At 71.0% G+C, this 24,384-nt stretch carries 32 protein-coding genes, 1 tRNA gene and 1 pseudogene; 12 read left to right on the top strand and 22 right to left on the bottom strand.

Annotation, left to right across the window (positions count from 1 at the left end; genetic code table 11):
• Positions 1-9: 9 nt before the first annotated feature.
• Genes J2S43_RS39135 through J2S43_RS39115 form a run of 5 tightly spaced genes read left to right on the top strand, consistent with a single transcriptional unit; the run spans position 10 to position 2,381 of the window.
• A complete protein-coding gene (locus J2S43_RS39135; RefSeq protein WP_306838135.1) occupies positions 10-558 on the top strand; it encodes a hypothetical protein in 549 nt (182 codons plus the stop codon).
• A complete protein-coding gene (locus tag J2S43_RS39130) occupies positions 555-794 on the top strand; it encodes a hypothetical protein (protein WP_306838134.1) in 240 nt (79 codons plus the stop codon). The genes J2S43_RS39135 and J2S43_RS39130 overlap by 4 nt, the downstream gene beginning before the upstream one ends.
• Positions 791-1,552 carry a hypothetical protein gene (locus J2S43_RS39125; RefSeq protein WP_306838132.1) on the top strand — a complete coding sequence of 254 codons (762 nt, stop codon included), beginning with the start codon at positions 791-793 and terminating at the stop codon, positions 1,550-1,552. Before J2S43_RS39130 ends, J2S43_RS39125 begins: the two co-directional genes overlap by 4 nt.
• Positions 1,552-2,019 (top strand): hypothetical protein, encoded by a 468-nt coding sequence (locus tag J2S43_RS39120; RefSeq protein WP_306838130.1) that lies wholly within the window; start codon positions 1,552-1,554, stop codon positions 2,017-2,019. The genes J2S43_RS39125 and J2S43_RS39120 overlap by 1 nt, the downstream gene beginning before the upstream one ends.
• Positions 2,016-2,381 carry a hypothetical protein gene (locus tag J2S43_RS39115; RefSeq protein ID WP_306838128.1) on the top strand — a complete coding sequence of 122 codons (366 nt, stop codon included), beginning with the start codon at positions 2,016-2,018 and terminating at the stop codon, positions 2,379-2,381. Before J2S43_RS39120 ends, J2S43_RS39115 begins: the two co-directional genes overlap by 4 nt.
• On the opposite strand, the gene J2S43_RS39110 is transcribed toward J2S43_RS39115, so the two are convergent.
• Positions 2,374-2,670: a hypothetical protein gene (locus J2S43_RS39110; RefSeq protein ID WP_306838126.1), complete on the bottom strand. Its 297-nt coding sequence runs from the start codon at positions 2,668-2,670 to the stop codon at positions 2,374-2,376. The two genes, J2S43_RS39115 and J2S43_RS39110, sit on opposite strands and share 8 nt — an antisense overlap.
• A 146-nt stretch (positions 2,671-2,816) precedes the next feature.
• On the opposite strand from J2S43_RS39110, the gene J2S43_RS39105 reads away from it, so the two are divergent.
• Entirely contained in the window at positions 2,817-3,068 is a 252-nt protein-coding gene (locus J2S43_RS39105; protein ID WP_306838124.1) for a hypothetical protein, read from the top strand.
• A 68-nt stretch (positions 3,069-3,136) separates the two neighbouring features.
• On the opposite strand, the gene J2S43_RS39100 is transcribed toward J2S43_RS39105, so the two are convergent.
• Entirely contained in the window at positions 3,137-3,409 is a 273-nt protein-coding gene (locus J2S43_RS39100) for a hypothetical protein (RefSeq protein ID WP_306838123.1), read from the bottom strand.
• A 101-nt stretch (positions 3,410-3,510) separates the two neighbouring features.
• Here J2S43_RS39100 and J2S43_RS39095 point away from each other — a divergent pair, with 101 nt between their 5' ends.
• Positions 3,511-3,702: a hypothetical protein gene (locus J2S43_RS39095; RefSeq protein WP_306838120.1), complete on the top strand. Its 192-nt coding sequence runs from the start codon at positions 3,511-3,513 to the stop codon at positions 3,700-3,702.
• A gap of 583 nt (positions 3,703-4,285) precedes the next feature.
• Here the strand turns inward: J2S43_RS39095 and J2S43_RS39090 are convergent.
• The 3 genes from J2S43_RS39090 to J2S43_RS39080 form a co-directional block, all read right to left on the bottom strand.
• Positions 4,286-4,543: a DUF397 domain-containing protein gene (locus tag J2S43_RS39090; protein ID WP_306838118.1), complete on the bottom strand. Its 258-nt coding sequence runs from the start codon at positions 4,541-4,543 to the stop codon at positions 4,286-4,288.
• A gap of 212 nt (positions 4,544-4,755) precedes the next feature.
• On the bottom strand, positions 4,756-5,007 hold the full coding sequence (locus J2S43_RS39085; protein ID WP_306838115.1) for a hypothetical protein: 252 nt from the start codon (positions 5,005-5,007) through the stop codon (positions 4,756-4,758).
• Positions 5,001-5,258 (bottom strand): hypothetical protein, encoded by a 258-nt coding sequence (locus tag J2S43_RS39080; RefSeq protein ID WP_306838113.1) that lies wholly within the window; start codon positions 5,256-5,258, stop codon positions 5,001-5,003. The genes J2S43_RS39085 and J2S43_RS39080 overlap by 7 nt, the downstream gene beginning before the upstream one ends.
• Before the next feature lie 220 nt (positions 5,259-5,478).
• Here J2S43_RS39080 and J2S43_RS39075 point away from each other — a divergent pair, with 220 nt between their 5' ends.
• Both J2S43_RS39075 and J2S43_RS39070 read left to right on the top strand, forming a co-directional pair.
• Complete coding sequence (locus J2S43_RS39075; protein WP_306838111.1) at positions 5,479-6,699, top strand: tetratricopeptide repeat protein; 1,221 nt, start codon at positions 5,479-5,481, stop codon at positions 6,697-6,699.
• A 9-nt stretch (positions 6,700-6,708) separates the two neighbouring features.
• Positions 6,709-7,260 carry a GNAT family N-acetyltransferase gene (locus J2S43_RS39070; protein ID WP_306838109.1) on the top strand — a complete coding sequence of 184 codons (552 nt, stop codon included), beginning with the start codon at positions 6,709-6,711 and terminating at the stop codon, positions 7,258-7,260.
• Here J2S43_RS39070 and J2S43_RS39065 read toward each other — a convergent pair.
• The 3 genes and pseudogenes from J2S43_RS39065 to J2S43_RS42405 form a co-directional block, all read right to left on the bottom strand.
• On the bottom strand, positions 7,236-7,460 hold the full coding sequence (locus J2S43_RS39065; RefSeq protein ID WP_306839819.1) for a hypothetical protein: 225 nt from the start codon (positions 7,458-7,460) through the stop codon (positions 7,236-7,238). The genes J2S43_RS39070 and J2S43_RS39065 overlap by 25 nt on opposite strands.
• An 82-nt stretch (positions 7,461-7,542) precedes the next feature.
• Positions 7,543-7,671: pseudogene (locus J2S43_RS39060) on the bottom strand (transcriptional regulator); the annotation flags it as partial.
• The gene (locus J2S43_RS42405; protein ID WP_370881718.1) at positions 7,668-9,005 is read right to left on the bottom strand and encodes a DUF2637 domain-containing protein; all 1,338 of its coding nucleotides are present in this window, start codon (positions 9,003-9,005) and stop codon (positions 7,668-7,670) included. The gene J2S43_RS42405 and the pseudogene J2S43_RS39060, both read right to left, overlap by 4 nt.
• A 140-nt stretch (positions 9,006-9,145) precedes the next feature.
• Between J2S43_RS42405 and J2S43_RS39050 the strand changes: the two genes are divergently transcribed.
• Positions 9,146-9,382 (top strand): hypothetical protein, encoded by a 237-nt coding sequence (locus J2S43_RS39050; RefSeq protein WP_306838108.1) that lies wholly within the window; start codon positions 9,146-9,148, stop codon positions 9,380-9,382.
• A gap of 236 nt (positions 9,383-9,618) precedes the next feature.
• Here J2S43_RS39050 and J2S43_RS39045 read toward each other — a convergent pair whose 3' ends face one another.
• Positions 9,619-9,915, bottom strand: a complete 297-nt coding sequence (locus J2S43_RS39045; RefSeq protein WP_306838106.1) for a hypothetical protein — start codon at positions 9,913-9,915, stop codon at positions 9,619-9,621.
• Between the two features lie 193 nt (positions 9,916-10,108).
• Positions 10,109-11,128 (bottom strand): tyrosine-type recombinase/integrase, encoded by a 1,020-nt coding sequence (locus J2S43_RS39040; protein WP_306838104.1) that lies wholly within the window; start codon positions 11,126-11,128, stop codon positions 10,109-10,111.
• A gap of 184 nt (positions 11,129-11,312) precedes the next feature.
• Here J2S43_RS39040 and J2S43_RS39035 point away from each other — a divergent pair, with 184 nt between their 5' ends.
• Complete coding sequence (locus tag J2S43_RS39035; RefSeq protein WP_306838102.1) at positions 11,313-12,560, top strand: acetyl-CoA C-acetyltransferase; 1,248 nt, start codon at positions 11,313-11,315, stop codon at positions 12,558-12,560.
• A gap of 352 nt (positions 12,561-12,912) precedes the next feature.
• Here J2S43_RS39035 and J2S43_RS39030 read toward each other — a convergent pair whose 3' ends face one another.
• The 3 genes from J2S43_RS39030 to J2S43_RS39020 form a co-directional block, all read right to left on the bottom strand.
• Complete coding sequence (locus tag J2S43_RS39030) at positions 12,913-13,227, bottom strand: hypothetical protein (RefSeq protein WP_306838100.1); 315 nt, start codon at positions 13,225-13,227, stop codon at positions 12,913-12,915.
• A 270-nt stretch (positions 13,228-13,497) separates the two neighbouring features.
• Positions 13,498-14,322: a Bax inhibitor-1/YccA family protein gene (locus J2S43_RS39025; RefSeq protein ID WP_306838098.1), complete on the bottom strand. Its 825-nt coding sequence runs from the start codon at positions 14,320-14,322 to the stop codon at positions 13,498-13,500.
• A 139-nt stretch (positions 14,323-14,461) separates the two neighbouring features.
• Positions 14,462-14,542, bottom strand: a tRNA-Leu gene (locus tag J2S43_RS39020).
• Between the two features lie 84 nt (positions 14,543-14,626).
• Here J2S43_RS39020 and J2S43_RS39015 point away from each other — a divergent pair.
• Positions 14,627-16,393, top strand: a complete 1,767-nt coding sequence (locus J2S43_RS39015; RefSeq protein WP_306838096.1) for a hypothetical protein — start codon at positions 14,627-14,629, stop codon at positions 16,391-16,393.
• Positions 16,394-16,443: 50 nt separating this feature from the next.
• Here J2S43_RS39015 and J2S43_RS39010 read toward each other — a convergent pair whose 3' ends face one another.
• The 9 genes from J2S43_RS39010 to J2S43_RS38970 form a co-directional block, all read right to left on the bottom strand.
• Positions 16,444-17,805, bottom strand: coding sequence for an NAD(P)/FAD-dependent oxidoreductase (locus J2S43_RS39010; protein ID WP_306838094.1), 1,362 nt, complete (start codon positions 17,803-17,805; stop codon positions 16,444-16,446).
• A 122-nt stretch (positions 17,806-17,927) separates the two neighbouring features.
• Positions 17,928-18,473: a hypothetical protein gene (locus J2S43_RS39005; protein WP_306838092.1), complete on the bottom strand. Its 546-nt coding sequence runs from the start codon at positions 18,471-18,473 to the stop codon at positions 17,928-17,930.
• Positions 18,470-19,840 (bottom strand): DUF58 domain-containing protein, encoded by a 1,371-nt coding sequence (locus tag J2S43_RS39000; RefSeq protein ID WP_370881717.1) that lies wholly within the window; start codon positions 19,838-19,840, stop codon positions 18,470-18,472. Before J2S43_RS39000 ends, J2S43_RS39005 begins: the two co-directional genes overlap by 4 nt.
• A gap of 61 nt (positions 19,841-19,901) precedes the next feature.
• The gene (locus tag J2S43_RS38995) at positions 19,902-20,912 is read right to left on the bottom strand and encodes an AAA family ATPase (protein WP_306838091.1); all 1,011 of its coding nucleotides are present in this window, start codon (positions 20,910-20,912) and stop codon (positions 19,902-19,904) included.
• The gene (locus J2S43_RS38990) at positions 20,909-21,469 is read right to left on the bottom strand and encodes a hypothetical protein (protein WP_306838089.1); all 561 of its coding nucleotides are present in this window, start codon (positions 21,467-21,469) and stop codon (positions 20,909-20,911) included. The genes J2S43_RS38995 and J2S43_RS38990 overlap by 4 nt, the downstream gene beginning before the upstream one ends.
• Complete coding sequence (locus J2S43_RS38985) at positions 21,466-22,173, bottom strand: DUF4129 domain-containing protein (protein ID WP_306838087.1); 708 nt, start codon at positions 22,171-22,173, stop codon at positions 21,466-21,468. Before J2S43_RS38985 ends, J2S43_RS38990 begins: the two co-directional genes overlap by 4 nt.
• Complete coding sequence (locus J2S43_RS38980) at positions 22,170-22,862, bottom strand: uracil-DNA glycosylase (protein ID WP_306838085.1); 693 nt, start codon at positions 22,860-22,862, stop codon at positions 22,170-22,172. Before J2S43_RS38980 ends, J2S43_RS38985 begins: the two co-directional genes overlap by 4 nt.
• Before the next feature lie 33 nt (positions 22,863-22,895).
• Positions 22,896-23,576: a dienelactone hydrolase family protein gene (locus J2S43_RS38975; RefSeq protein WP_306838083.1), complete on the bottom strand. Its 681-nt coding sequence runs from the start codon at positions 23,574-23,576 to the stop codon at positions 22,896-22,898.
• A gap of 148 nt (positions 23,577-23,724) precedes the next feature.
• Positions 23,725-24,363 (bottom strand): LppU/SCO3897 family protein, encoded by a 639-nt coding sequence (locus tag J2S43_RS38970; RefSeq protein WP_306838080.1) that lies wholly within the window; start codon positions 24,361-24,363, stop codon positions 23,725-23,727.
• Positions 24,364-24,384 lie beyond the last annotated feature (21 nt).

Raw genomic sequence — 24,384 nt, 5'->3', positions numbered from 1 at the left:
GGCCTCTCGTTGCCTTCTGTTCCGGTTGCACGCGTCTGGCTCGACGAGGATGGCCTCAACGTCACCAACCTCAACGCCTACATCAGCGATGTCCTGACGTTTCTACTGAACAAGCCCGCTGGCCGACTGAGGCAGGCCACGGCCCAGCCACTATCCACGGCCACGTGGACCAGCATCACGATGACCGCTGAAGACCTCGACGACGATCCGATCGGGTCGAGCGCGCACAGCAACTCGGCGAACACGAGCCGGTGGACGGCCGCCTATCCAGGCTGGTACCGCGTTGGCGGCGCGGTGGCGTTCGCGGGCAACACCGCGGGGCAGCGAGGCGCTCGCTGGGCCGTCAACGGAACACCCTTGGACGGCTCCGAGGTGATCATCCCGGCGGCCGTATCCGGTGTGCTGGCCGTCCCGGCACGGTCGATGCTGGTTCCCCTCGGCGTCGGCTCGTATCTGGAACTTCAGGGCTGGCACACCGCAGGAACGACGCTCTCCACCTATGCCACGACCACCGGCCAATCCTCCATGGACATCAGCTGGGATCGGATGCCTGCATGAGCTGGTGGGCGATCGTGGCCACCCCGGAGGGACTCCACGCGTTCGAGCTCGGCGACGTCACCGCCGAGGAAGTCAGCGCCCGGCTCGCGACGATCCGGGCTGAGCTGGCGGTGCCGGAGGACTGGTACTTGGACGAAGCCCGTAGGTGGGACGTGCAGGTGTCACCCGGCGACCCCCATCCGAGCCTGCTGGAGCGGGCCACCGTACACCGAATAGAGGCAGGTGAAACCTCATGACGGTCGCCCCGACCGAACTTCTGGGTGCCCGCGCGATGCTCCTTGAGCACCTGGACATGCATCCCGGTACCGTGCCGGCCGACCTGGACCCGGCGGAGGTTGGCATCGTCGCCGGCCCGGCCAGCATGGGAACCGACAGCTACCACTGCGGTGAGCCGGAGCTACCGGGCGGCGCGGTGTACTCCAAGCACGAATCCCCACGCGACAGCCGCCCGGACGCCTACGCGAGCGCCCTGGACGTCGGCGAGTTCTCCCGCGGCCGCGCCACTCTCCGGGACTTCTCCCTCTGGCTCGTCGCCCAGTGCGAGGCCGGCGCCGACTGGACGCGCGACATCCGCGAGGTCATCTACTCCCCGGACGGCAAGACGGTCAAGCGGTGGGACCGGCTGCGTCGGCGTTCCAGCGGCGACGCGAGCCACCTCACGCACACCCATATCTCGTGGTTCCGCGACTCCCGCGGCCACGGCGCGCTCGCGATGGTGCGTGCGTACCTGCAACACGTCGGCATCCTGGCGGCGCCGACCGACAAGGAAGACGAGGAAGACATGTCCGATCTGTTCGATCTGTTCGTGAACGGCGACGTCGGTCCGGGCCGCTCGGCCACCCACTCGGGCGGCGACGAGCGCGCCAAGTTCTACGCCTACCAGCAGAAGATCCTGCGGGCGCAGCTCGACACCAACGCCAAGCTCGACAAGCTCATCACCCTGCTAGCGTCCGGCTCGGTGGCCGCGATCGCAGCATCCCCGGCGGAGAACTGATGGGCGGCCGGCCGCTGATCGTCGCGAGCGGTCGGCACCCGTTCGAGGTCTGCACGCTGCTCGCCGCGTTCATCGTCGGTACCGCGCTGCACTTGGGCGCGGTCGTGCCTCGGTCTGTGTCAACGGCCATGCCGCCCACGATCCAGGCCGTCTGGGCGATTGGGCTCATCGTCGCCGGCCTCGCCGGGCTGGCCGGCGTCGCGGTGCCCCGGCGCCGGCTCCTCGTCGGGCTCGGCCTGGAGCTGCTTGGCATCGGCGTGCTCGGCACCGCGGCGACGATGTACTCCATCTCCCTCTACGCGGTCTCCGCCGAGCAGGCGATCGTCGCCGGTGGGTTCGTGTCCGCGCTAGCCGTGGCGTCCTGGTGGAGGTGGGGACAGATCATCGTTGATCTGCGCCGCCTCGGCCGGGCCGCCGAGGCGGGCATGACCGTGGAAGTCCCGCTGCTGGTGGACGGTGACCGATGAGCGACGGCATCCTCGGCCACATCCTGACCGCGATCGCCGCGCTCGGCGGCCTGCTCGGCGCGGCCGGCGGCGTCGCCGTGCTCGCCCAGCGCCGGAAGTTGAGGGCGGACGCGGCCGACGTCATCACCGACACCGCGCTTACGCTCGTCCAGCCGCTGCGCGAGCGGGTCACCGAGCTGGAGGAGCGCACCCGCTCGGCCACCCGACAGGTCGACGAACTGTCCGCGTCCGTGGCGACGCTGGCCGGAACGCTGCGGTCCTGGCGGCTCGCGGTCCTGAGCCCGCATGTCACCCGCGACGAGCTGCGGGCGATGGTGAGCCAGCCCATCGAGGTACCGCCTCGGCGCGTCGATATCAGCTGACCATTCCCGGCACCCGGTCCCCGGCGCCCGGACCGAAGTACGGCTGCGCGGCCGCGACGTCGTGCGGTGGCCACGACTGCACGTCGCCGCAGCTCCGGCACGCCCATGACCGGTGCCCGCCGCTCGCGTTACACGGGCAGCCGATCCAGCCCACCAGCACCGCGTCGGCCACGAGCAGGTGCTGTTCCGGGCCAGCGCACCGCTCCGGTGCCTCCTCCCGGTACATCACCTGGCCGCGGACCAGGACCGTACGGAGCAGGCCGACCAGGCAGTTCGGGCAGGCCAGCACGACACCGGCATACGGCCTGTCGATTGTGCCGTGATCTGCGCATATCCACTGTCCGGGTGCCGGGCGCAGTAACGGCCAGTCCGTGCGTTCCATCCGCGCACCCTATCTCGCTTTAGCACACACGTACGACATCCGAGGAGATCATCATGTCCACATCCACCCCGGCGCCGAGCGTTACCGCCCCGATCGAGCGGAAGGTCGCGGTGGCCGGCATCGCGACGTACCTCGGCCTCGCCGCACTGCTCGGCGTGCTCCACGCGATCGGCGACGCCAACCTCATCACGGCCCTGCCGGACCTGGCCGAGGTCTTCGCCGCGCCGCTGCTGCCGACCGCGATCACCACGGTCGCGGCCTACCTCGCGCGGCACACGCCGCGGCCGGACCTCGACGAGTCCTGACCGGATTGCATTTCCGAACGCCGAAGCGGCCCGCACCCCACCCGGGTGCGGGCCGCTTTGGCGTTTGCCTAGAGGAAGTAGAAGGTCTGCCGCGGCTGGCCGGCGACGATGACGTAGGTGTCGCGCTCGGCCTGCGTGTACTGCCCGGGGTAGAGGATCGGGGCGGCGAGAACGTCGTCGCGGTGGCGGTGCAGGTACTTGATGCCGTCCTGCCACTGCTCGGTGGTCATCTCGCACCACGTCATCGCGTCGCGGACGGCGAGGAAGCTGACGATGTCGCCGCGGTTCGCGATCTTGAAGTAGGCGGTCTCGATGTTAGCGGCGGCCTGCTCGGCGTTCATCTTCTCTCCCCTGGTCAGTCCCCGTTTCTGTAATACAAGTATTACTCAGTGGACAGCGGAAGACAAGAGCCTGAGGCCAATTTCTGTGTTACATTTTTTGGGTGACGGAGAAGCGAGCGGGACGCCCCGCTACCGGCCAGACACCCGTGCGCACCGTTCGCCTGGGTGCAATCTGGGACGAGGCTTCCGAACTGGCCACCGCGAACGGCGAGAAGATGACCGCGTTGGTCGAGCGCGCCCTGAGGGCCGAGATCGCCCGGCTCCGGCGCCAGGCCGGCAAGCCGCCGCCGTAGGGCCGCGGGCGGCGGCGAACTCGCAACCTCGCGCGCCCAGCCAGCCCGGCGCGCTCGCCGCCGCTCGCGATCCTGGCTGTCCGGACCCGCGGCCACATGAACATAGTCGATTAAGCCGAGCGATCGGAAACGTAGAGAGGCCCCGGACCCGTAGGCGGGGTCCGGGGCCCTGTGCCGCCTCGGTCCCGGAAACGGACGGCCATGGGCGGCCCGCACCCGGTGCGGGGGTGCGGGCCGCCTTTTCATGTCGCGGTCCCCGGGGATCACCGACCCGGGGGCCGCTCTCCACCCGCCCTGCCGCGCCGTTGCGGGGACGCGCCACAGATGCAGGGCGGGGAGTCTCGCGGTCCGGGCTCCCGGGAGCCCGGACCGCCCCCGCTCTCCGCCATGGACGAAACGGAAACGGGGATGCGGTCCCGGCAAAGGAGACGAAATCCAGGACCGCTCTCGCCCGGCCCGCGCGTTGCGATCCGCGCTCGGATAAGGGCCGGGGGAGTCTCGCGGTCCGAACTCCCGGCCAGCGGGAGTCCGGACCGCCCTCCTCGGCGTCGGCTGGCGGGGCCTGCCGAGGAGCGGGGCGGAGTCAGGCTTCGGCCCGAATGCCGCCCGGGCCGCGCTGGAGGTAGTAGCGGTCGAACTCGCCGGCCTTTGATCCCTCGGCGAACGCCGCGAACTCGGGCACGGTCAGCAGAAGAGCGGGGCCGGCCGGCTCACGGCTGTTGCGCAGCGCGATGCCCTCTCCAACGGCGGCCACCTCCAGGCACGCGCCGTTCGACGAGCTGCGGCTGCTCTTGACCCAGTCCGCGTGAACCGTGCTGGCGTCCGCGATGTGCATGATCATGGTGCGCTCCTCTCCTCTGGCCACCCCAGCGGCGGCCTGGTTCAGCTCGCCTCGCTCAGCGAGGTATCTCCGCGCCCACGCGATCTGCGTGCACACGGACGGACTACTCCTGCAGGTCGGCCCGCACCAGCCGCGTCGGGCGTGGCGGCGCACCGTGCGCACTGCCGCAGCGTGCTCGATCTCCGGGCTGATCGGCTCGTCCGTCGCGCCCCTCATGACGCCACCGCCCGCTCGACACGGACGGCCGCCGCGAGGGCGTCCACGCGGGCGAGGATCACGCGCCGCTCAACCGTCACGGCGCGATCATCCAGCCTCTCGCCACGGAGTTCGACCCATTCCAGGCGCTCCAGCGGCAACCCTCGTGTCTCGGGCGGCTGAATGAGCCGCAGCCTCAGGCGCTGGGTGCCGTAGCAGTAGTCCGCGGCGCGCAGCTCCAGCACCATGCCCGGCTCCAGCGTCAACATGCCGGCTCCAGCGTCCAGGCGATGAAGCGCTCGTACAGCTCGTCCGGCGTTGAGTCCGGCATGTCACGGGCCGCGCGTTCCAGCTGCGCAACCAGCGTGGTGCCTAGATCCGCCGGGTGGACCGACGCGGCCAGCTGCGTGCGGGCAACGCCGCACGGCCACGCCATCCCGTCCTGCGCACAGAGCCAGCTCGGCCGCATCGGCTCGTGCGGCGGCGCGAGCACCGTGGCGTAGGTCGTCCAACCGCGCATCACGACGCCGCTCCCTCCGTCATGGGGTGCGGCAGCAGCGCCAGGTTGCCGCAGCTGCCACCACACCCGCTCCGAGTCGCTCCCGGTTCTTCCACGGGGGGATCATCTGGACGATCCGGGAGCGATGCCCGTAGCGTCGCAGCCACGCATAGCGATGCACAGAAGTGAGCTGTGGAGCCCACGTGGGCCCACAGGCGGAGCCACGCTCGTAGGGGAGCCCGTGGAAAACTTCGGAGAAGCACTCAAACGGCGCCGTCTGGCTGCGGGTTTCCGCAGTTTGCGTGCAATAGCCGACAAAACCGGATACGACTTCGGTTACCACGGGCAGGTCGAGCGCGGCGACCGGCTCGGATCGGCAGAGTTCGCTGAGGTGTGCGACGTCGCCTTGAACGCCGGAGGCGAGCTGCTCGCCCTGTTCCACGGCGGGAAGGAGGCCGACGTGCGTCGACGCACGCTTCTCGGCACGCTGACCGGGCTGGCGGTCACCACCACGGTGTCGCCGCTGGTAACCATGGAGGCGCTGCGCCAGGGTATCGGCCAGGCGGTGGACGCCGACCACGACGACTGGCAGCTCATCGCCCAGGACTACGCGACGGACTTTTACCTGGTCGGGTTCGGCGAGTTGCTGCAGCGGATCCAGACGGACCTTGTCATTCTTCTGCAGCTCATGGCGGCGCAGCCAGCCGACCGCCAGCTCGCACGCGCGGCCGGCCAGATGTCCTGCATCCTTGCCATGATTCTCACAGCGAGGGGTGAGCGCGCCACCGCCCGCCGCTGGTGGGCAACCGCGCGCGTGGCCGCCGACAAGTCGGGTGACCTTGACACCAAGCTGCTGGTCGGCGCCTACGACGCGATCAACGCCCTGTACGACGGCCGGAGCGCCACGCGGGCACTTCGTACGGCCAATGAAACGCTGGCCCTAGCCGGCGAACGCTCCTGCGCCGGCACAGCTGGCGCGCTGGCGTGCCGAGCGCAAGCGCTCGCCATGGTCGGCGACGCCGATGGCGCAGTCGAGGCAGCCCAAGCGGTCGAACGGATCACGGCCACCATGCCGTCCGAGGTGGCCTCAGCGACCGGTTCGGTCTGGGGCTGGCCCGAGCACCGCATGTGGCACACCCAGAGTTGGGTTTACAGCCGCACCGGTCGGCTGCAGGAGGCGGCTCGGGCACAGGACCATGCCGTCGCCCTGTACCCGGCGAGCCAGGCCCGCCTGCGCGCGCAGGTGGAGATGCACCGGGCGAGTTGCATCATTCAGGCCGGCCAGGTCACCGACGGCCTACGGCACGCTGCAGATGCCCTGGACCGTTTACCCGCAGACCGGCACAACGAGCTGTTGCACGAGATGGTGCGCATGGTTGTGGCCACCGTGCCGACCGACCACCGAGACCTGATCGAGGTGGAGGAACTCACGGACCGAATCCCGGCTCTGCCGTCGGCATAGGCTGGCCCCATGCCCGACGTGAGCTACGACCGGCTCGACGGACCGGCTGCTGCTGCGCTCGCCGGGCAGCTCGCCGAGGTCTACGCCGAGGTGTACGCGGAGCCGCCATACCTCGAAGGTCCTGAGCACCTCGCCCGCTTCCGCGAGCACTTCGCAGAGGAAGTCACCCGTCCTGGCTTTGCGCTGATCCGCGCCGTCTCGGACGCGCACCTAGCCGGCGTGGCGTACGGCTGGACGATGGACGCCGGCCGATGGTGGGCGAACGGCGAAACCGCCCCACCCGAAGACCTACGCGCCGCGCCCAAGGCGGCGCTCATGGAGTGGTTCGTTCGACGGCCGTGGCGCGGCCGCGGCGTCGGTGCCGAGCTGCTACGCCGATGGCTGGCCGAGCGCACCGAACTATGGGCCGTGCTCGCGAGCAACCCAGCTGCGCTCGCTCGCCAGATCTACGCCGCTCACGGCTGGCAGCAGGTCGGCATCTCGAAGCCGGACCTGCTGCCGCCGATGGACCTTCTCGCGCTCCCGCTCCAAAGCGGTCAGCGACCCGAGAGCCGGTTGTAGATCGTCCGGCCGATACGCACGCGGCGACCGGTGCCGGTGCACATCCGGCACGCCCGCCAGACCGCGCCGTCGCGTCGTGCGTGCGTGCCGGTGCCGGAGCAGCACCAGCACGGCGCGAAGGGCCACCAGGCGCACGAGCCGACGTACTTCAGCACGGCGGCCGCGGCCAGGCCGACGAGGATCCAGTGGCCAGATTCCACAGATTTCTCCTGACGGCTTGAGCGGTTTCGGGTATCGGCTGACGCCCAGGCGAGTTGCGGCCGCGCAACTGGGGCCGCACCCGACGTGCGCGGCGCAGTGCAGGCGCCCCGTCCAGCCCGGGTCGGCCTGGTGCTCGGTCTGCACCCAGTGGTCGCCCACCTGGTGCGCGACATACAGCGTCACCCACACACCCGCCACGTCGCCGATCACCGGGCCACCCCGGTCAGCTCGTCGTCCACGCGCTCGCCGCTGATCGCGCGATCGACCGCCTCGGCCACGGCAACCGGGTTCAGCGGCGCCGGGCCGTCGATCGCCCGGCGGCCCGCGTCGGGCGCCTCAGCCGCGGAGTCACCGGCGCCCGGCTGCTCGTCGAGCGCCCGGACGACCTTGCGGACCTTATGCGTGGACACGCCCGCCGCCCGCGCGATCGCGCGCTGCGACATGCCGGGCGCGCCCTTGATCACCGCGCGGATCAGGGCCTCGATCTCCTGATCGGTCCGGGAGTCCTCGCGCACCTCCTGACCTACGGTGACCACCTCTTCCGGTGTGCGCTCCTCGGGCTCCGGCGCAGGATCCGGCCGCTCACCCGTACCGGTCGGATCGCCGTGCAGGCCAGGCTCGGACGTCCCGAGTGGGGGGTACGGCAGTGCGTGCGCCGCTCGTGCGAAATCGGACAGCGGCCGGTCGGCGAGGTCAGGCCGGTTCGCCGGCGCGTGGTACTCCGCAGGGATTCCGGCGTGCAGCAGTTCGTCGGTGCGCTGCTGCGCGACGGCCGCCGACGCCTGAGCCTCGGAGATGCGCCCGCCTAGCTCGACCAGGCAGATCGACGCGACCACGATCAGGCCGTCCACCGACAGCGGAATCAGGTGCGCGGACGATGCGCTCTCGCCGTAGCGGGCCGCGACGCCGGCCATGTGCCAGTACGAAATCCAGGCCGCGATCCCCGCGATTGCGGTGGTCGCGATCATCCGGATGTAGGCGAGCGACCGGCGGTGCACCGGCACCCGGGAGATCAGCTCGACGGTGAGCAGTAGGGCGAACGGCGGCCACGCCGCGATCGCCTGGCTGATCGGGTTGTCGATGGCATGCAGGACGTTGGCGATAACCGAGGCGGCCACGCCGAGCAGCAGCGTTCCGCGGACGGCCCAGCGCACGCGAACAAGCCGCCTGAGCGACTCGCGGTCGGGGGCGACCGCAGCGGGCTCGGCCACCGGGCTCGTCAGCTGCGCTGTCATGGTCGCTTCGGCGTCGTACTCAAGTACGGCCGCGGGCGCCTCGGTGGCGGCGGACTCGGCTCGCGGGAGTGGGCGCACCGGAAGGCGTCGCGCCGGGCTGGCGCGCCGTGAGAGCCGGTGCAGGTGTCGCCTGCGGCTGTCGCTTTCGGACGTCCGCTCGGATTCGAGCGCGGTACGGATGCGGCGCGCCTTGTCGAATCCGACGCCGAGCGTCGACTTGAGCTGGCGGAGCGAGGGCACCTCGCCTTGCTCGACGGTGAGCGCGCGAGCGCGGGGCAGCAGGTCGGCCATGGGGGTGGGGGCGGTCATCGTGGGCTCCTCGATGAGCAACGCGGGACGGCCTGCATCGTCAAGGCCGAGTTAGCGTGTCGAAACGACACAGTAATGGCGACCATAGCGGCGAAGCGTTCACGTGTCAAAGCGACACGGGAAAGTGCTACCGTTCTCGCATGGTGCGACCGAAATGGACGGGCTCCGAGGAGCAACTACGGGCGCTCAGCGAGGCGGTCGAAGCGCGCCGATCCGCCTCCGACGCCGAGGAGGCGTCGTGGCTGAAGATGCAGGCGGCGCGAGTGGCGGGGGTGCCGGACGAACTTCTGTGCGAGCAGACCAACACCAGCCGGTCGAAGCTCAATAGGAAGCTTGGGGCACGCCCAACGCAGTCGAGGCCTCAGCGGCAGGCCTAAACGGAGCAGCTTGCGCTGACCTTCTCACATTGGCGCCAGTCACTCAAGAACGTCAAATGTGAGAGACTTTCGGGCACTGATCTTGTATTTTCCGAATCGTCGCAAGACGCGCTGAGACGGTGCCGCCCCTTCAACGGCACCGGCGCAGCCCTCCTCGTCCGGCGCCGGCGGGGAAAGGGAATCGCCGCCAGTGGCTCTCACCCAGCCCTGGCGGCGATTTTGTTCCGTTGACGCGGTCAGCGGCGGCGGGGCCGCCGACTCCAGCGCACCCCTTCGATGAAGGACTCGTCGCTGGCGCGGATGCGGCCGATCAAGCGCGCCTCCGTGCGCTTGAGCGCGACGTAGCCCCACGCGATCGCCACAACTGCCATCATGGCGGTCTCGACGGGCTGCGGGAGCAGCGCGCGTTCGCTGCTCCACTCGATGAGCAAGAGGGTCACGACCACGTTCGTCACCATGACGGCGATGACGAGCGCGAGCCGGTCGGGCCGCAGGCGGGTGGGCGTTTCTTCATCCTGCGGTGTTGCGGGCATGGTGAGGCCTCCCTTGGCAACCAAACTCTTCCCCGTCTCGACGTCTCACCCACGTCGATCAACTTCGAAGAACCACGATATCGACATGATCACGGAGCGCGTCACCCGTCGAACGGATTGCAACTTCCACCGATAGAACTACCACGATCGGTCGCGCGGTGCGGTAGCGTGTTCGAACGTGTGTCCTATTTGGTCAGACGCCTCGCATGATGTCAAGCCGGTCATACTCGGAGGCCGCCCGAGCCTCGCGGCCCCTGATCCCGTAGCGCTCTAGGGACCTATCGCTGCGCCACCCACCCAAGGCTTTGAGCGACTCCCGGCTGGCGCCGGCGGCCTTGGCTCGGTCGCCCCAACGGTGCCTGATCATGTGCGGGTGCACCTTCACGCCCACCTGATCGCCTCGGCGCCGCACGATGGCGTACAAGCCCTCCACGGAGAGCTTGGAGTGGTTGCGGCTAAGCCATAGGCCCTGGATGCCCGAGGCCCATGAGAGCTTCGACCTGGATCTTAGGTATCTGTGTATCGCGAGCGCGGTCTTCGGATCGAAGAAGACCGTTCTCCACCGCCGCCCTTTCCCAAAGACGCGGGCACTTCTGTTCGCGAGGTCAAGGTGTTCCAGGTCCACACCGGCGACCTCTGCGATGCGCGTACCTGTGGCGCCCATGAAGCGCAGAATGGCTGCATCGCGAAGGTCGGCGAACTCTCGTCCCGCCTCCGCATTCTTGATCATGTTGACGAGATCCTCGTCGCTGATCATGTCGGGCATGAGACTCTCAGCCGATGGCGGCGATGGCGCGGCGAGGCGTTCATGTGGATTCGCGGCCTGGTCCTCGGCCGCATACCACGCGAAGAAGCGCTGAACCCCCTTCGCATACGTGCTGATCGACGAGGACGAGTACCCATCGCAGCGCAGGGCGGGGTCGACAGCGGGGCCGGGCTCGGCGTCGGAGTCGAACTGGTGCGGGCAGGGCTGCCCACCGGCACGCATCCAGATCCAGAACTGGCGAAGGTCGTCTCGCTGCACGTCCTCATAGGAGGCTCCGGGCCGCGTTGACTGAAGCCATGCAGAGAAGATCGACACGGAGTACAGGTAGATCCTGATCGTTGCGGTCGTCGAGTTGTTGTCGGCCTCCAGCGCCAGGCGCCAGCCGTCCACCCACAGCTTGTGAACCAGGGCGAGTTCGGGTCGGGGGATGCGGGGGTGCCGAGTCATGTCACTCACCGTCACCCGAAGCGGATCTTGAGACCATCGTTCGATCCTGCGGAGTTAATTGGGCTTTAAGCACTGTGCTAACCGTCCTTCTCCGGTGCGGTCGGCGTAAGTGCAGGTAGTGGCCTGTGTGACGGATTCTGAAGTGGCCTTCCAAATCCTGTTACCGGTGGGTTAACGTTCGTTCATGCCGGAAGCTGTCATCGTCGCCACCGCCCGCTCCCCCATCGGACGCGCCGCCAAGGGCTCCCTGCGCGAAATGCGCCCCGATGATCTGGCCGCCACCATCATTCAGGCGGCGCTCGACAAGGTTCCCCAACTCGACCCGGCCACGGTCGAGGACCTCTATCTCGGCTGCGGCCTGCCCGGCGGCGAGCAGGGCTTCAACATGGCCCGCGTCGTCGCCACCCTGCTCGGCCAGGACGGCCTGCCCGGCGCCACCCTCACCCGCTACTGCGCCTCCTCGCTGCAGACCACCCGGATGGCCATGCACGCGATCCGGGCCGGCGAGGGCGACGTCTTCATCTCCGCCGGCGTCGAGACGGTCTCCCGCTACGCGCGCGGCAACTCCGACGGCCTGCCGCCCGAGGCCCAGGCCCTGGTCGGCGGCGGCTGGGAGAACCCGCGGTTCGCCGACGCCCGTGCCCGCAGCGCCGCCCGCACCAAGGGCGGCACGCCGGTCTGGCAGGACCCGCGCGCCGAGGGTTCCCTCCCGGACATCTACCTCACCATGGGGCAGACCGCCGAGAACCTGGCCCAGGTCTACGACGTCTCCCGCGAGGAGATGGACGAGTTCGGCGTCCGCAGCCAGAACCTCGCCGAGAAGGCCATCGCGAACGGCTTCTGGTCCCGCGAGATCACCCCGGTCACCACGCCCGACGGCACCGTGGTCACCGCCGACGACGGCCCGCGCCCCGGCGTCACCCTGGACGGCGTCTCCGGCCTCAAGCCCGTCTTCCGCCCGGACGGCCGCATCACCGCCGGCAACTGCTGCCCGCTCAACGACGGAGCCGCCGCCGTCATCGTCATGAGCGATACCCGGGCCCGCGAGCTCGGCATCACCCCGCTCGCCCGGATCGTCTCCACCGGCGTCACCGCGCTGTCCCCCGAGATCATGGGCCTGGGCCCGGTCGAGGCGTCCCGTCAGGCACTGGCCCGCGCCGGCATGACGATCGACGACGTCGACCTGGTCGAGATCAACGAGGCCTTCGCCGCCCAGGTCATCCCCTCCTACCAGCAGCTCGGCATCCCGATCGACAAACTCAACGTGAACGGTGGCGCCATCGCCGTCGGCCACCCCTTCGGCATGTCCGGCGCCCGCATCACCGGCACACTGCTCAACTCCCTCTCCTGGCACGACAAGTCCGTCGGCCTGGAGACCATGTGCGTCGGCGGCGGCCAGGGCATGGCCATGATCCTCGAACGCCTCAACTGATCCTTTTCCCACTTCCGGCGACTCAGGTCGGGCTTGCTCCCGCGGGCACCGGTCGTCGCTGGCGCTCCTCCCTTCCGCTCCCAGCCTGGCTGGGCAGAACAGGACAAACCGCGCATCGCACCGCGGCCGCCGACCTTCCCGGCGGCCGCGGTACGCGGTCACCGTACGAGGTCACGACGCGGCGAAGCCGGCGCGACCACCGACGGGCCGGCCCACGACGGGCCGTCTCCGACGCGGTGGCCGGAGCGGAGCCGCCCGCGGGGAGGGACCAGAGTTCCGCGCTGACGTGAAAGAACTCGCGGCGCGTGGTCCAGCGCGCGTGGTCCAGAGCGTGTGGTTCAGAGCGTGTGGTTCAGAGCGTGTGGCGCAGGGCGGTGAGACGCCCGGCCGCCTCGGCCAGGACGGCTTCGCCGGGGTTCGCGGCGCGAAGGTCGGCCACGACCACCCGAAGCTGATCCACTAGGGCGAGATCGTTGGTGAGCCGCGGCACCGGGCGCCGGGGCTCGCCCTCCGCGTCGGCCGCGGCGTCCGCCACCCAGGTGACCAGGGCGTGCAGGGCGTCGGCGCGGCTACCTCCGGCGAGCGGAGCGGCCCAGCGCGGAGCCTCCCAGTGGCCCACCTGGCGGATGAAACGCTCCAGGGCCTGGTCGAGGGTCGCGGTGCTCACCGTGCCGAGGCTACCGGGCGCGAGAGCCGCTCCCGGCGCGGACCGCACCGCACGCCCGGCACCGGATCGAGACGCGCGGCCGCCTGGCGGAACGGGCGAAGCCCCCCGGTCCGCGAGGGCTCGGCTGGACGCGCACAGCCACTCCAGGAACCGGCTCAGGAGGCGCGGCCGCTCCCGGGAAGGGCGAAGCCCGCCCGTGCCGGGGAGGGCTCGGGCGGGCTTCGGCGAAAGGGGTGGGGCGCGACCGGCGGGATGGCCGGCCGCGCGGGTTCAGTCGTCTTGAAGGAAGCTGAGCAGCCGCAGGATCTCCAGGTAGAGCCAGACCAGGCCGACCAGGATGCCGAACGCGGCGGTCCATGCGTACTTCTGCGGAAGGCCCATGCGGACGCCCTCCTCGATCTCGCCGAAGTTGAGCACGAAGCTCAGCGAGGCGACGACGATGCAGACCAGGCTGAAGCCGATGGCCAGCGGGGTGCCGTCGCGGAGGCCGGAGTTGATCCCGAAGAGGTACAGGACGAAGTTGATCGCCATGACCGCGACCAGGCCGACCATGATCGAGATCATGATGCGGGCGAACTTCGGGGTCGCGCGGATCACGCGGGCGCGGTAGAGGATCGCCATCAGGAAGAACACGCCGAACGTGGCCGTGGTGGCCTGCAGGACGATGCCGTCGTAGAGGCTCTCGAAGACCTTGCTCACCAGACCGAGGAACACGCCCTCGATGACCGCGTAGATGCCGATCAGGATCGGGTTGGCCATCCGCATGAACGAGAGGACCAGTCCGAGCACGAAGCCGCCGAGGGCGGCGGCGATGAGCACCGGGAACGCGACGGGCGCCGGGATCAGGGCCCACGCGGCCGCGGCGGAGAGCGCGGTGATCGCAAGCAGCGCGACCGTACGGACGACGACGTCATCGATGGTCATCGGGCGGACGGCCGGCGGAGCCGCCGGGTACGCCTGGGACGGGTAGGGCTGGTCGTAACCCGCCGGACCGTAACCGGGCGCGCCACCGGGACCGTAGGCGCCGTACGCGCCGGCCCGCTCGCGCTCGGCAGCCCGGCCGAGCTGGCTCAGCACCGGGTTGCTTGTCTTCACGTCTATGGCCTCCTGCCAGTAATGACACTCCTGCCAAGAGTAAGGGGTGCTCACCTGACTGGGCGACCCGCCGGCCTGTGAAATTCCTGAGCAGCCGGTCTTACACCTTGTGGGAGGGGACGAGAAGGTAGTAACAGGGTGCCCGGGGCGGGGGTCGAACCCGCATGCCTCTCGGCAGCCGCTTTTAAGGCGGCCGTGTATGCCATTCCACCACCCGGGCGGGTGCGCGTGTGCAGATGCCACGGTAATGGGTGGGGGCGCACCGGGCGCGCCGACAACCCTGCGGCGCACTACTGTCGTTGCCGTGACGAGCCCCACACCGACCGAAGTGGACCCTGCCGCCGACGCCGGCGATGAGACGGCGAGAAAGCGGCCGGACGTCGCTGACCTGGCATTCTGCGTCTTCTACCTGTTCCTGGCGGCCTGGTTGACCGCCTATCTGTGGCCGGATCCGGGCACCAAGGTGATGGCGCTGAACGCGGCGGACCAGGCGCTGTACGAGTGGTTCCTGGCCTACGACACCCGAATAGCCACCGGCGATGTCGGCTTGATCACCGATCGCCTGAACGTGCCGGACGGCGTGAACCTGCTCGCCAACACGTCGGTGATCGTGCTCGGCGTGCTGATGACGCCGGTGACGCTGATCTTCGGGGTGCCGGTGACGTTCGTGCTGCTGGTGGCGCTGAACCTGGCCGGCACCGCGATCGCCTGGCACGTGCTGTTCCGCCGGGTGCTGCGGGTGGAGCCGGTCGCGGCCGGGCTCGGCGCGCTGTTCGCCGGCTTCGCGCCCGGCATGGTGTCGCAGTCGGTCAGCCACCTGCACATGACCGCGCAGTGGCTGGTGCCGGTGATGGTCTGGCTGGTGATCCGGATGTACCGGGCGGAGGCCTGGCGGACCGTCGTCACCTCCGCGCTGGGCCTGGCCGCGGCCGTGACCGTGCAGGTCTTCATCGGCGAGGAGGTGCTCTTCCTCACCGCGTTCACGCTGCTGCTGTTCACGACCGGGTTCGCGGTGCTGCACCCGCGCGCCGCCGTGCGCGCGGCCGGCCCGTTCCTGGGCGGGATGCTGCTCACCGCGGTCGTGGCCGGCGCGCTTCTGGCGTACCCGCTGTGGGTGCAGTTCGGTGGTCCCCAGGCGGTGAACGGGACGCTGTTCCTGCCCGGCTACTTCGTGACCGACCTGGCGAGCTTCGCCGCGTTCTCGCCGCTGTCGGTGGCCGGTGAGCCCGCGGCGGCGGAGCTGAGCACCGGCGCCAGTGAGTACAACACGTTCCTCGGCTGGCCGCTGCTGCTGCTCGTGGCCGGATTCGTGGTCTGGCGACGGCGGGACCGCGCGGTGCTGGCCGCCGCGTTCGCCGGTCTGACCATGGGCGTGCTCTCGCTCGGGCCGTCACTCGTCCACAACCGGGAGCCATTGGAGATCTGGGGGCCGTTCGCGCTGCTGGAGAAGGTGCCGGTGATCGACGCCGCGCTGCCGATGCGGTTCTCGCTGGCGCTGATCCCGGTGATCGCGGTGATCCTGGCACGCGGCATCCAGGCCGGCCTGGCCCGGACGGACCTGGCCCGGTGGGTGGCGCCCGCGCTCGCCGTCGCCGCGTTGGCCCCGCTGACGCCGGCGCCGCTGCCGGCCGCGGCCCGGGAGCCGCTGCCCGAGTTCATCGCGGGCGGGCACTGGCGGGAGTGCGTGCCCGAGGACGGCGTCCTGGTGCCGGTGCCGCTGCCCACGCCGCAGGACCCGTGGCCGATGCGCTGGGCCGCGGCGACGAACACCGCGTTCGGCATTCCGGAGGGGTTCTTCATCGCGTCGTACGGCGCGGACGGCGCCCCGTCGATGGGCACCTACCAGCGGACGCTGTCGAGCGTGACCGCCGAGGTGGCGAAGACCGGCGTCGTGCCGGAACTGGACGACCAGAAGCGCCAGGATGCACGGAACGACCTGGCGCACTGGGGTGCGTCGTGCGTGGTGGTGGCGGACTCCACGCCGAACGCGCCCGCGCTGCGCGTCACGCTGGAGGGCCTGCTCGGCACGCCCGGCACCCGGTCGGCCGACGTCTGGTACTGGCGGGCGTGAGAAACGGGCGGGTTCTCCGAGGAGAACCCGCCCGCACGAAACGCGGTGGATCAGGCCTTGGCCGCGGCCACCGGCTCAGCAGCGGCCGGCTTCGCCTCCAGGGGCGGCGTGACCTCGGTGAACTCCTCGCGCGGCGCGTGCAGCTGGCCGAGCGCGACCACCTCACGCTTGAGCAGGAACGCCAGTGTCCAGTCGGCCACGACCCGCACCTTGCGGTTGAACGACGGGATCTGGCTGACGTGGTAGAAGCGGTGCATCAGCCACGCCGGGAACCCCGGCACCTTGACGCCGTAGACCTTCGCCGCGCCCTTGTAGAGGCCGAGACCGGCGACCGAGCCCAGGTACTTGTGCCGGTACGTCTTCGGCTCGCGCCCGTGGATCGCGCGCGCGATGTTGTCGGCCACCACGACGGCCTGCCGGACCGCGTGCTGCGCGCTCGGCGAGCACCACGCGCCGACGCCGCCGGTCAGGTCCGGGACCTGCGAGCAGTCGCCCGCGGCCCACGCGCCCTCGACGACCGTCTCGCCGTCCGCCACCTGCAGCGTGGGCAGGCAGTTGACGTGGCCGCGCGGGCCGAGCGGGAGGTCGGTGTTGGCCAGCATCGGAGACGGCTTGACACCGGCGGTCCAGACGACCGTGTCGGTGACGAACGTCTCGCCGTCGGAAAGCTTCACGTTGCCGTCGACGCAGGACTCCAGGAACGTGCCGAGCCGCATGTCGATGCCGCGCTTGCGCAGCTGGCGGGCGGCGTAGGCACCCATGTCCGGGCCGATCTCCGGCAGGATCCGCTGGGTCGCCTCGACCAGCACGAAGCGGACCTCGTCCTGCTTCAGCTCCGGGTAGTACTTCAGAGCGGAGCGGACCATGTCCTCCATCTCGGCCAGCGCCTCGATGCCCGCGTAGCCGCCGCCGACGAAGCAGAACGTGAGCGCTCGCTTCTTGGTCTCGGCGTCGACGGTGGTGGCGGCGACGTCCAGCCGGTCGAGGAAGTGGTTCCTCAGGTAGATGGCCTCGCCGATGGTCTTGAAGCCGATGCCCTGCTCGCGCAGGCCCGGGATGGGCAGCGTGCGGGACACGGAGCCGGGTGCGACCAGGATGTGGTCGTACTCGACCTCGCGGGCCGGCCCGGAGATGGTCTCGACCAGCACCTTCTTGTTCGCGTGGTCGATGCGAGTGACCTCACCGGAGATGATCGTGCAGCGGCGCAGCTCCCGTCGCAGCGGCACAACGGCGTGCCGCGGGGAGATGTTGCCGGCCGACGCCTCGGGGAGGAACGGCTGATAGGTCATGTGCGGCTGAGGATCGACGACGATTACCTCGGCCTCGCGCGCGCTGAGCTTCTTGGAGAGGCGCAGCGCGGCGAAAAGGCCCACGTGCCCAGCTCCAACCACAAGGATCCGCTGAGGACTCACGAGGGTTATCTTTCTCCTAACCTCTTGACCTTGCGCGGGGGATGGCGAGTTCTGTGATCCACGACGCGTTCCCGACCAGGTAAAAAACATGTTACGTGAGCAAAAGTGCTGGTCAGCGGCGATTATCGGGAAATGCGGGCGAGCAGGCCGGCGGCGGCGATCGCTGCCACCAGGCCACCGATCGCGAACACTGCGTAACCTCCGAGCGTTAAACGGCCGACCGCGGCGAGCGCCATGACGAGCACGACCGCCGATCCGATCACCACCGCGAACAGCCGAATCACCCATCCGGTGACCGCTTCGGAGCGGATCTCGGCGTCGTAGGGCAGGCACGCGGCCAGCGCGGCGAGGCTGTGCCCGGCGTAGAGCAGGCTGCCGAGCGCGAGCACCCGCCAGATCGAGACCGCTTCGCCGTACGCGGCCGTGCCGACCAGCCAGACCGCGATCACGCCGAGCGCCAGGATCACCGGCATGATGCCGCGCGGCCGCAACGCCGGCAGGACCGCCAGCACGATCAGCACGCCGGCCGCCCGCAGGTCGAGGAACTCGGCCGGCAGCGCGACCAGCAGCGCGGCCAGCCCGGTGCCGGCCACCGCGAGCCGGACCAGGATCGGCGTGGGGCTCGCGCGCCGGAGCGCGTCGCGCAGGGCCCGGATCCGGGCCTTCACCGCACGCCCGCCCGGGGTGCGCCGGCGAACCGGGCGATGTCCCGCAGTACCAGATCCAGGCTGCCCGCGCCGGCCCAGGTCACCACCGGCACGCCGTGCTCGCGCAGCCGGCCCAGCGTGTTCTCCCGCTCCATCCGCCACAGGCGCATCGCCTGCTCGGCCCATGGGCCGCCGGCCGGCAGCGACAGTCCGGTGGCCGGCAGCGTGTCCACCGCGACCACGTACCGGCCGGAGCGGGCCAGCCGGGCCAGCATCTCGGCCGCGCCCGGCTCCAGCAGCGGCGTCAGCACCACCACCAGCGCGTTCGCCGAGACCAGGTGCGCGGCGACCGGGTCGGCGCCCTCGCCGACGCCACCCTGCTGCCGCACCTCCAGCAGCCACTCCAGCACGGTCAGGTACTGCCGGCGTCCGGCGGCCGCGCGCAGCCGGCGCGCGGCCGGGCCGTACTCCAGCAGCGAGACCCGGTCGCCGCGGTGCAGGTAGTGCTCCGCGATCGCGGCCGCGGCCCGGACCGTGGTGTCCAGCACGGACGCGCCGCCGTCGACACCCCCGGAGTTGCCGGTCTCGCCGGTCACGTCCAGCAGCAGCGCCACCTCGGCGTCCCGGTCGGAGAGCGTGGCGGCCACGTGCAGCTCACCGGCGCGCAGCGACACCCGCCAGTCGATGCGCCGCAGCCGGTCGCCGGGCCCGAACTTACGGACGCCGGCCAGCTCGCCGCTCTGCCCGGGGCGGCGGGAACGGTGGCCGCCGACCAGACCGGCCGCGTTCGGCATCGCGTCGACCGCCTGGAACGGCTCGGTGCGCGGGTAGACCGCGATCCGGGCCGGGCGCAGCACCACCGGCGCGGACATGAACAGGCCGTCGCACGCGGCAGCCGCGGCCGCGACCGGGCCGAGGTCGTAGCGGCCCCAGCGCAGCGCCCGGCCCTCCAGCGCGATCAGGCCGGTCCGGCCCGCGTCCACGGCCAGGCCGTGCGGCCGTTCCGTCGCGTCCACCCGCAGCCAGCGGGACCGGCGCACCCGAACCAGCACCAGGTCGTACCGCACCCGGTCCCGGTTGATCACCTCGAGCTCGGCGACGACCTCGCCGCCCTCCACCCGGTTGACCGCGTCGACCGTGAGCGCCAGGTCCGGTGCCGCGGCCGGCCGGCGGCGCAGCGAGGCCGCGGTCCCGATCACGAACGGCGTGGCCAGCAGGACCACGTCGGGGCGGCCGAGCACCACGCCGATCACCAGCAGCAGGCCGGCCAGCATGATCGCGCGGCTGAGCGCCCGGGTCGGCACCCAGACCGGCGCGCTCTCCGCCTCCGGCTCCGCGCCCGGCAGCCCGGCGACCGCCGGCGGCACCGCCGGGCGCAGCGAGCTCATGCCGTCTCCGCAGCTTCGCCACCCCGGCGGCGTCCGCCGGGCGCTGAGCCGGCAAGCTCGCTCATGACGCGTGCCCGCCGGCGCCCGCGTAGGTCGGCATCGCGCCGCTGGCCGGGGCCGGCACCGCGTCGAGCACCTCGGTCACCACGAACGCGGGGTCGACCCGGCGCAGCCACATCTCCGGGCGCAGCGTGATCCGGTGGGTCAGCGCCGGCACCGCGACCTCCTTGACGTCCTCCGGGACCACGAAGTCGCGCCCGGCCAGCGCGGCCCGCGCGCGGGCCAGCAGCAGCAGCGCGAGCGAGCCGCGCGGGGACGCGCCGACCAGCACGGACGGGTGCTCCCGGGTGGCCGCGGCGAGCGCCACGATGTATCGCCCGATGGAGTCCTCGACCGCGACCTCCTCCAGGCCGGCCTGCATGCGCAGCAGCGTCTCCGCGTTCACCACCGGGGCGATCTCGGCCTCCTCGCGGCGGCGGTGGATGCGGCGGCGGAGCACCTCCCACTCCTCGTCGTGGCTGGGGTAGCCGAACGAGACGCGCAACAGGAACCGGTCCAGCTGGGCCTCGGGCAGCGGGTACGTGCCCTCGTACTCGATCGGGTTGGCCGTGGCGAGCACGTGGAACGGCGCGTCCAGCCGGTAGGTCACGCCCTCCACCGACACCTGCTTCTCCTGCATCGCCTCCAGCAGCGCGGCCTGCGTCTTCGGCGGCGTCCGGTTGATCTCGTCGGCGAGCAGCAGGTTCGTGAAGATCGGGCCGGCCCGGAAGGTGAAGTCGTGCCGGCTCTGGTCGTAGAGGAACGAGCCGGTCACGTCCGCGGGGAGCAGGTCCGGCGTGAACTGCAGCCGGCGGAAGTCGAGCCCGAGCGCCTGTGCGAAGCAGCGTGCGGTCAGCGTCTTGCCCAGGCCGGGCAGGTCCTCAAGCAGCACATGCCCGCCGGCCAGGATCCCGGCCAGCACCAGTTCCAGCGGCTCCCGCTTGCCGACCACCACCGTGCCGACCGCGTCCAGCACGGTCCGCGCGAGCGCGCCCACCTCGTACGGCGGGAGCGGCTCCGGCATGTCAGTCATAGTTCCTCCAGGCGGGTGACCAGCGACGCGAACTGTCGCGGTTTCGGTGCGCGCTTCGGCGGCGCGGTCAGCAGGGTCCACAACTGGTCGCCGAGCAGCTCACGGGCCCGCCGCTGATCAGACGCGATGGTGACGCCGTGGCGTTGCCTCAGCCGCTCGTCGGCCAGCTCGCGCAGCGCCGGCACGGTCAGCCGGTGGAACCGGGCCGTGTCCTCGGTGTTCCAGTTCAGCACGCGCTCCCAGCGCGCGACCGCGCGACGCAGCCCGTCACCGCCGGTGAAGTTGTAGGTGCCGGGCTCCTCGCCGCCGGTCACGTGCCGGGGCGGGCGCTCGGCCCGGCCCGGCACACCGACGGACGCGACCACGCGCCGCAGCACCACCAGGGCGAGAAAGGACATGAACAGCACCGGTACGGACGCGGTCAGCTCCTCGGCCCGCAACAGCACATAGACGACGCCGGTGCCGAGCCCGGCCAGCAGCGCACCGGTCACCCAGCGCCACCGGCTCTTGCGGGTCTGCCGCTCCTCGGCGCCGGCGAACAGGTCGTCGATGCTCACGCCGCGCCCCCGGCCGCCGTCGCGGTCAGGTCGTCGCGCACCCGGTGCAGCGCGGCCACGGCCTCGGCGCGCATGCGCTCGTCGACGGCGTGCGTGGCGTACCGCGCCTCGCGGTAGACCTCGGCGAACCCGGCCAGCACGCCGCGGTCCACCCGGTGCTCGCGCAGCAGGCGGGTGACCAGCTCGGCCGGGGTGTCACCGGGGCGGCGCGGCGTACCGGCGTCCGCGGCGGCCTGCTCCAGCCGCACCCAGCAGGTGATCACGGCGCCGCGCGGATCGCCGTCGGTGGCCAGCTCCTGCAGGCCGGCGTCGAGCGCGGCCACCATCTCCTCGGCGACGGCGCCCCGGCGGCGCGGCGCGACCCGGCCGGCGTCGCGCTTGCGCAGCTGGTCGCGGACCGCGACCACCACCGCGGCGCCCACCACGCCCGCCACCACCAGCACGGCCAGCACGATCATCGCGGTGATCAGCCACGGCGGCAGCGCGAAACCGGAATCCTCGATCTCCGGCAGCTCACCGCCGCCACCGGCCGGCGGCGGATGATTCTCCAGCGTCGGCGGCGGATTCGTCGGAAGATCGATCTGGACGAGCGGCGGCGCCGGGCGCAGGCCGATCGAGGAGTTCTCCGCCGCGACCGCGATCAGGCCGATCAGCAGCACGGCGGCGGCGACCGGCCACCACGCGCGCAACGACTTCAGCGTCATGCGGCGGCCAGCGACCGGGCTCGGGCGAACACGTCGTCCAGCATCGCGGGTGTGAGCCGCCCGGTAAAGGTGTTCTGCTGGCTCACGTGATAACAACCCAGCAGCGCTGGTACGCCCTCGGCCGTCCACAGTGCACCATGGCCGAACGCCGGGCGAGGGCTCGGCGGGCGCACGCCCCAGACCGCGCGCATCGCGGGCCACCACGCGTTCCAGGCGAACGCGCCGAGCGCGATCACCACCCGCAGTGTCGGCCGGATCAGCTCCAACTCGCGGTGCAGGAACGGCGCACAGCGGTCGCGCTCGTCCGGCGCCGGCTTGTTGTCGGGCGGCGCGCAGCGTACCGCCGCGAAGATCCTGGTGTCCTTGATCTGCAGGCCGTCGTCGGCGGCGACGCTGTGCGGCTGGTTGGCCAGACCGGCCCGGTGCATGGCGGCGAAGAGCACGTCGCCGGAGCGGTCACCGGTGAAGATCCGGCCGGTGCGGTTGCCGCCGTGCGCGGCCGGGGCCAGGCCGAGAATGCCGATCCGGGCATCGGCCACGCCGAAGCCGGGCACCGGGCGACCCCAGTAGGTCTGGTCCCGGAACGCGGCGCGCTTGACGGTCGCGACCTCCTCCCGCCACGCCACCAGGCGCGGGCAGGCGAAGCAGTCGCTGATCTCGGCGTCGAGGTGCTGCAGCGCGTCCCCCATGATCCTTAGAGAACCACGGGGGACGCGGTTCGGCTACAGCCGGGTCCGGAACAACTCGACCGTGCGCGCCCAGGCGGTGGCGGAGGCGGCCCGGTCGTAGGTGCCCGGGTGGTCGTCGTTGAAGAACGCGTGCGACGTGCCCGGGTAGTCGTAGAGCGTGACCTCGCCGCCGGCCAGCTCGATGCCCGACTTCGCCCGCTGCGGCCCCTCCGCGGCGGAGAGCCCGTCCTCCTCCGCGCAGTGCACGATCGCGGTCTTCCCGGCGTAGTCGTCCCACTTCGGCGCCATCCGCTCCCACGGCACCGCCGGGTAGAAGCCGGACGTGGCGACGATCCGGTCGGAGAGCGTGGCCGACCAGAGCGCCAGGCTCCCGCCCATGCAGAAACCGACCGCCCCGATGTTCCCGCTGGTCTCCGGCAGGCCGGCGAGGTAATCGGCCGCGCCCGCGATGTCCCTGGCGGCCTGGTCGATCGCCAGGCCCATCAGCAGCTTGACGGCCTCGTCCGGGTAGGTGGTCTGGCGGCCGTGGTAGAGGTCCGGCGCCAGCGCGACGAACCCGGCCTCGGCGAAACGGTCGGCGAGCGCGGTGATGTGCTCGACCAGGCCCCACCACTCCTGGATGACGATCACACCGGGTCCGGTCCCGGTCGCGGGCTTCGCGAGGTATCCCTCGCTCGTACCCCCGTTGCTGCGATAGCTCACCATCGAGCCCATTGGCCGCCTCCAGTCATCGTTGGCTGGTCGCACATAGTCACAACTCACACCGTCTGAGTAGTGGGTAGCGTGCCACGGTGACCGCATCGACGGGAAGAGCAACGGCGCCGCCCCGCGCGATGCGGGACGGCGCCGGTGGAAGCGGTTCCTACTTGTCGGCGAGGCAGAGCACGTAGTACTCGTTCTCCGCGGCCTCCATCGGCCAGATCATCGAGCCGGACTGCCCCTCCTGGAGGAAGTCCACGCAGCGCTCCTCCTCCTGGGCCTGGAGCAGCGTGAGGTTGTCCACCCGGCCGACGATCGTGGACTGCGCGTCCGCGCTGTTGCAGTCCACGATGCCGACGTCGACCTGACGGTCCGTCTCGCCCTCGGCCAGCTCCGGAAGCTTGCCGACGCACTCGCCGACCTTCGCGTTCTTGGTCGGGTCCGGCAGCATCGCGTTCGCCGCCGCGCCCACGCCCGCGCCGAGCGCGACCTTGATCAGGATGCCGACCGCGACCACGCCGACGATGCCGAGGATGCCGGCGAGACGGCCCTTGCCGCCGCTCTTCTGCGGCTCCTGCGGCGGCGGGGCGTAACCCGGCGCGCCGAACGCCGGCGGCTGACCCGGGGCGGCACCGAAGCCGGCCTGGCCGTCCGGAGCGGCGCCGAAACCCTGCTGCGGCTGACCCTGCGGCGCACCGGGCGCACCGGGCGCACCGGGCGCGGCCGGAGCACCGAAGGCGGGCGCGCCCGGAGTGGTGGGCTGCTGCTGCGGCGGCGGGAAGCCGGCAGGCTGATCAGTCACGATCTCGATCCCCGTTTCGAT

Origin of the sequence: Catenuloplanes nepalensis (assembly GCF_030811575.1) — a bacterium.
GTDB classification, from domain to species: Bacteria; Actinomycetota; Actinomycetes; order Mycobacteriales; family Micromonosporaceae; genus Catenuloplanes; species Catenuloplanes nepalensis.
Note: the sequence above shows the minus strand (reverse complement) of the source record. Positions and strands in the feature narration are given on the sequence as shown.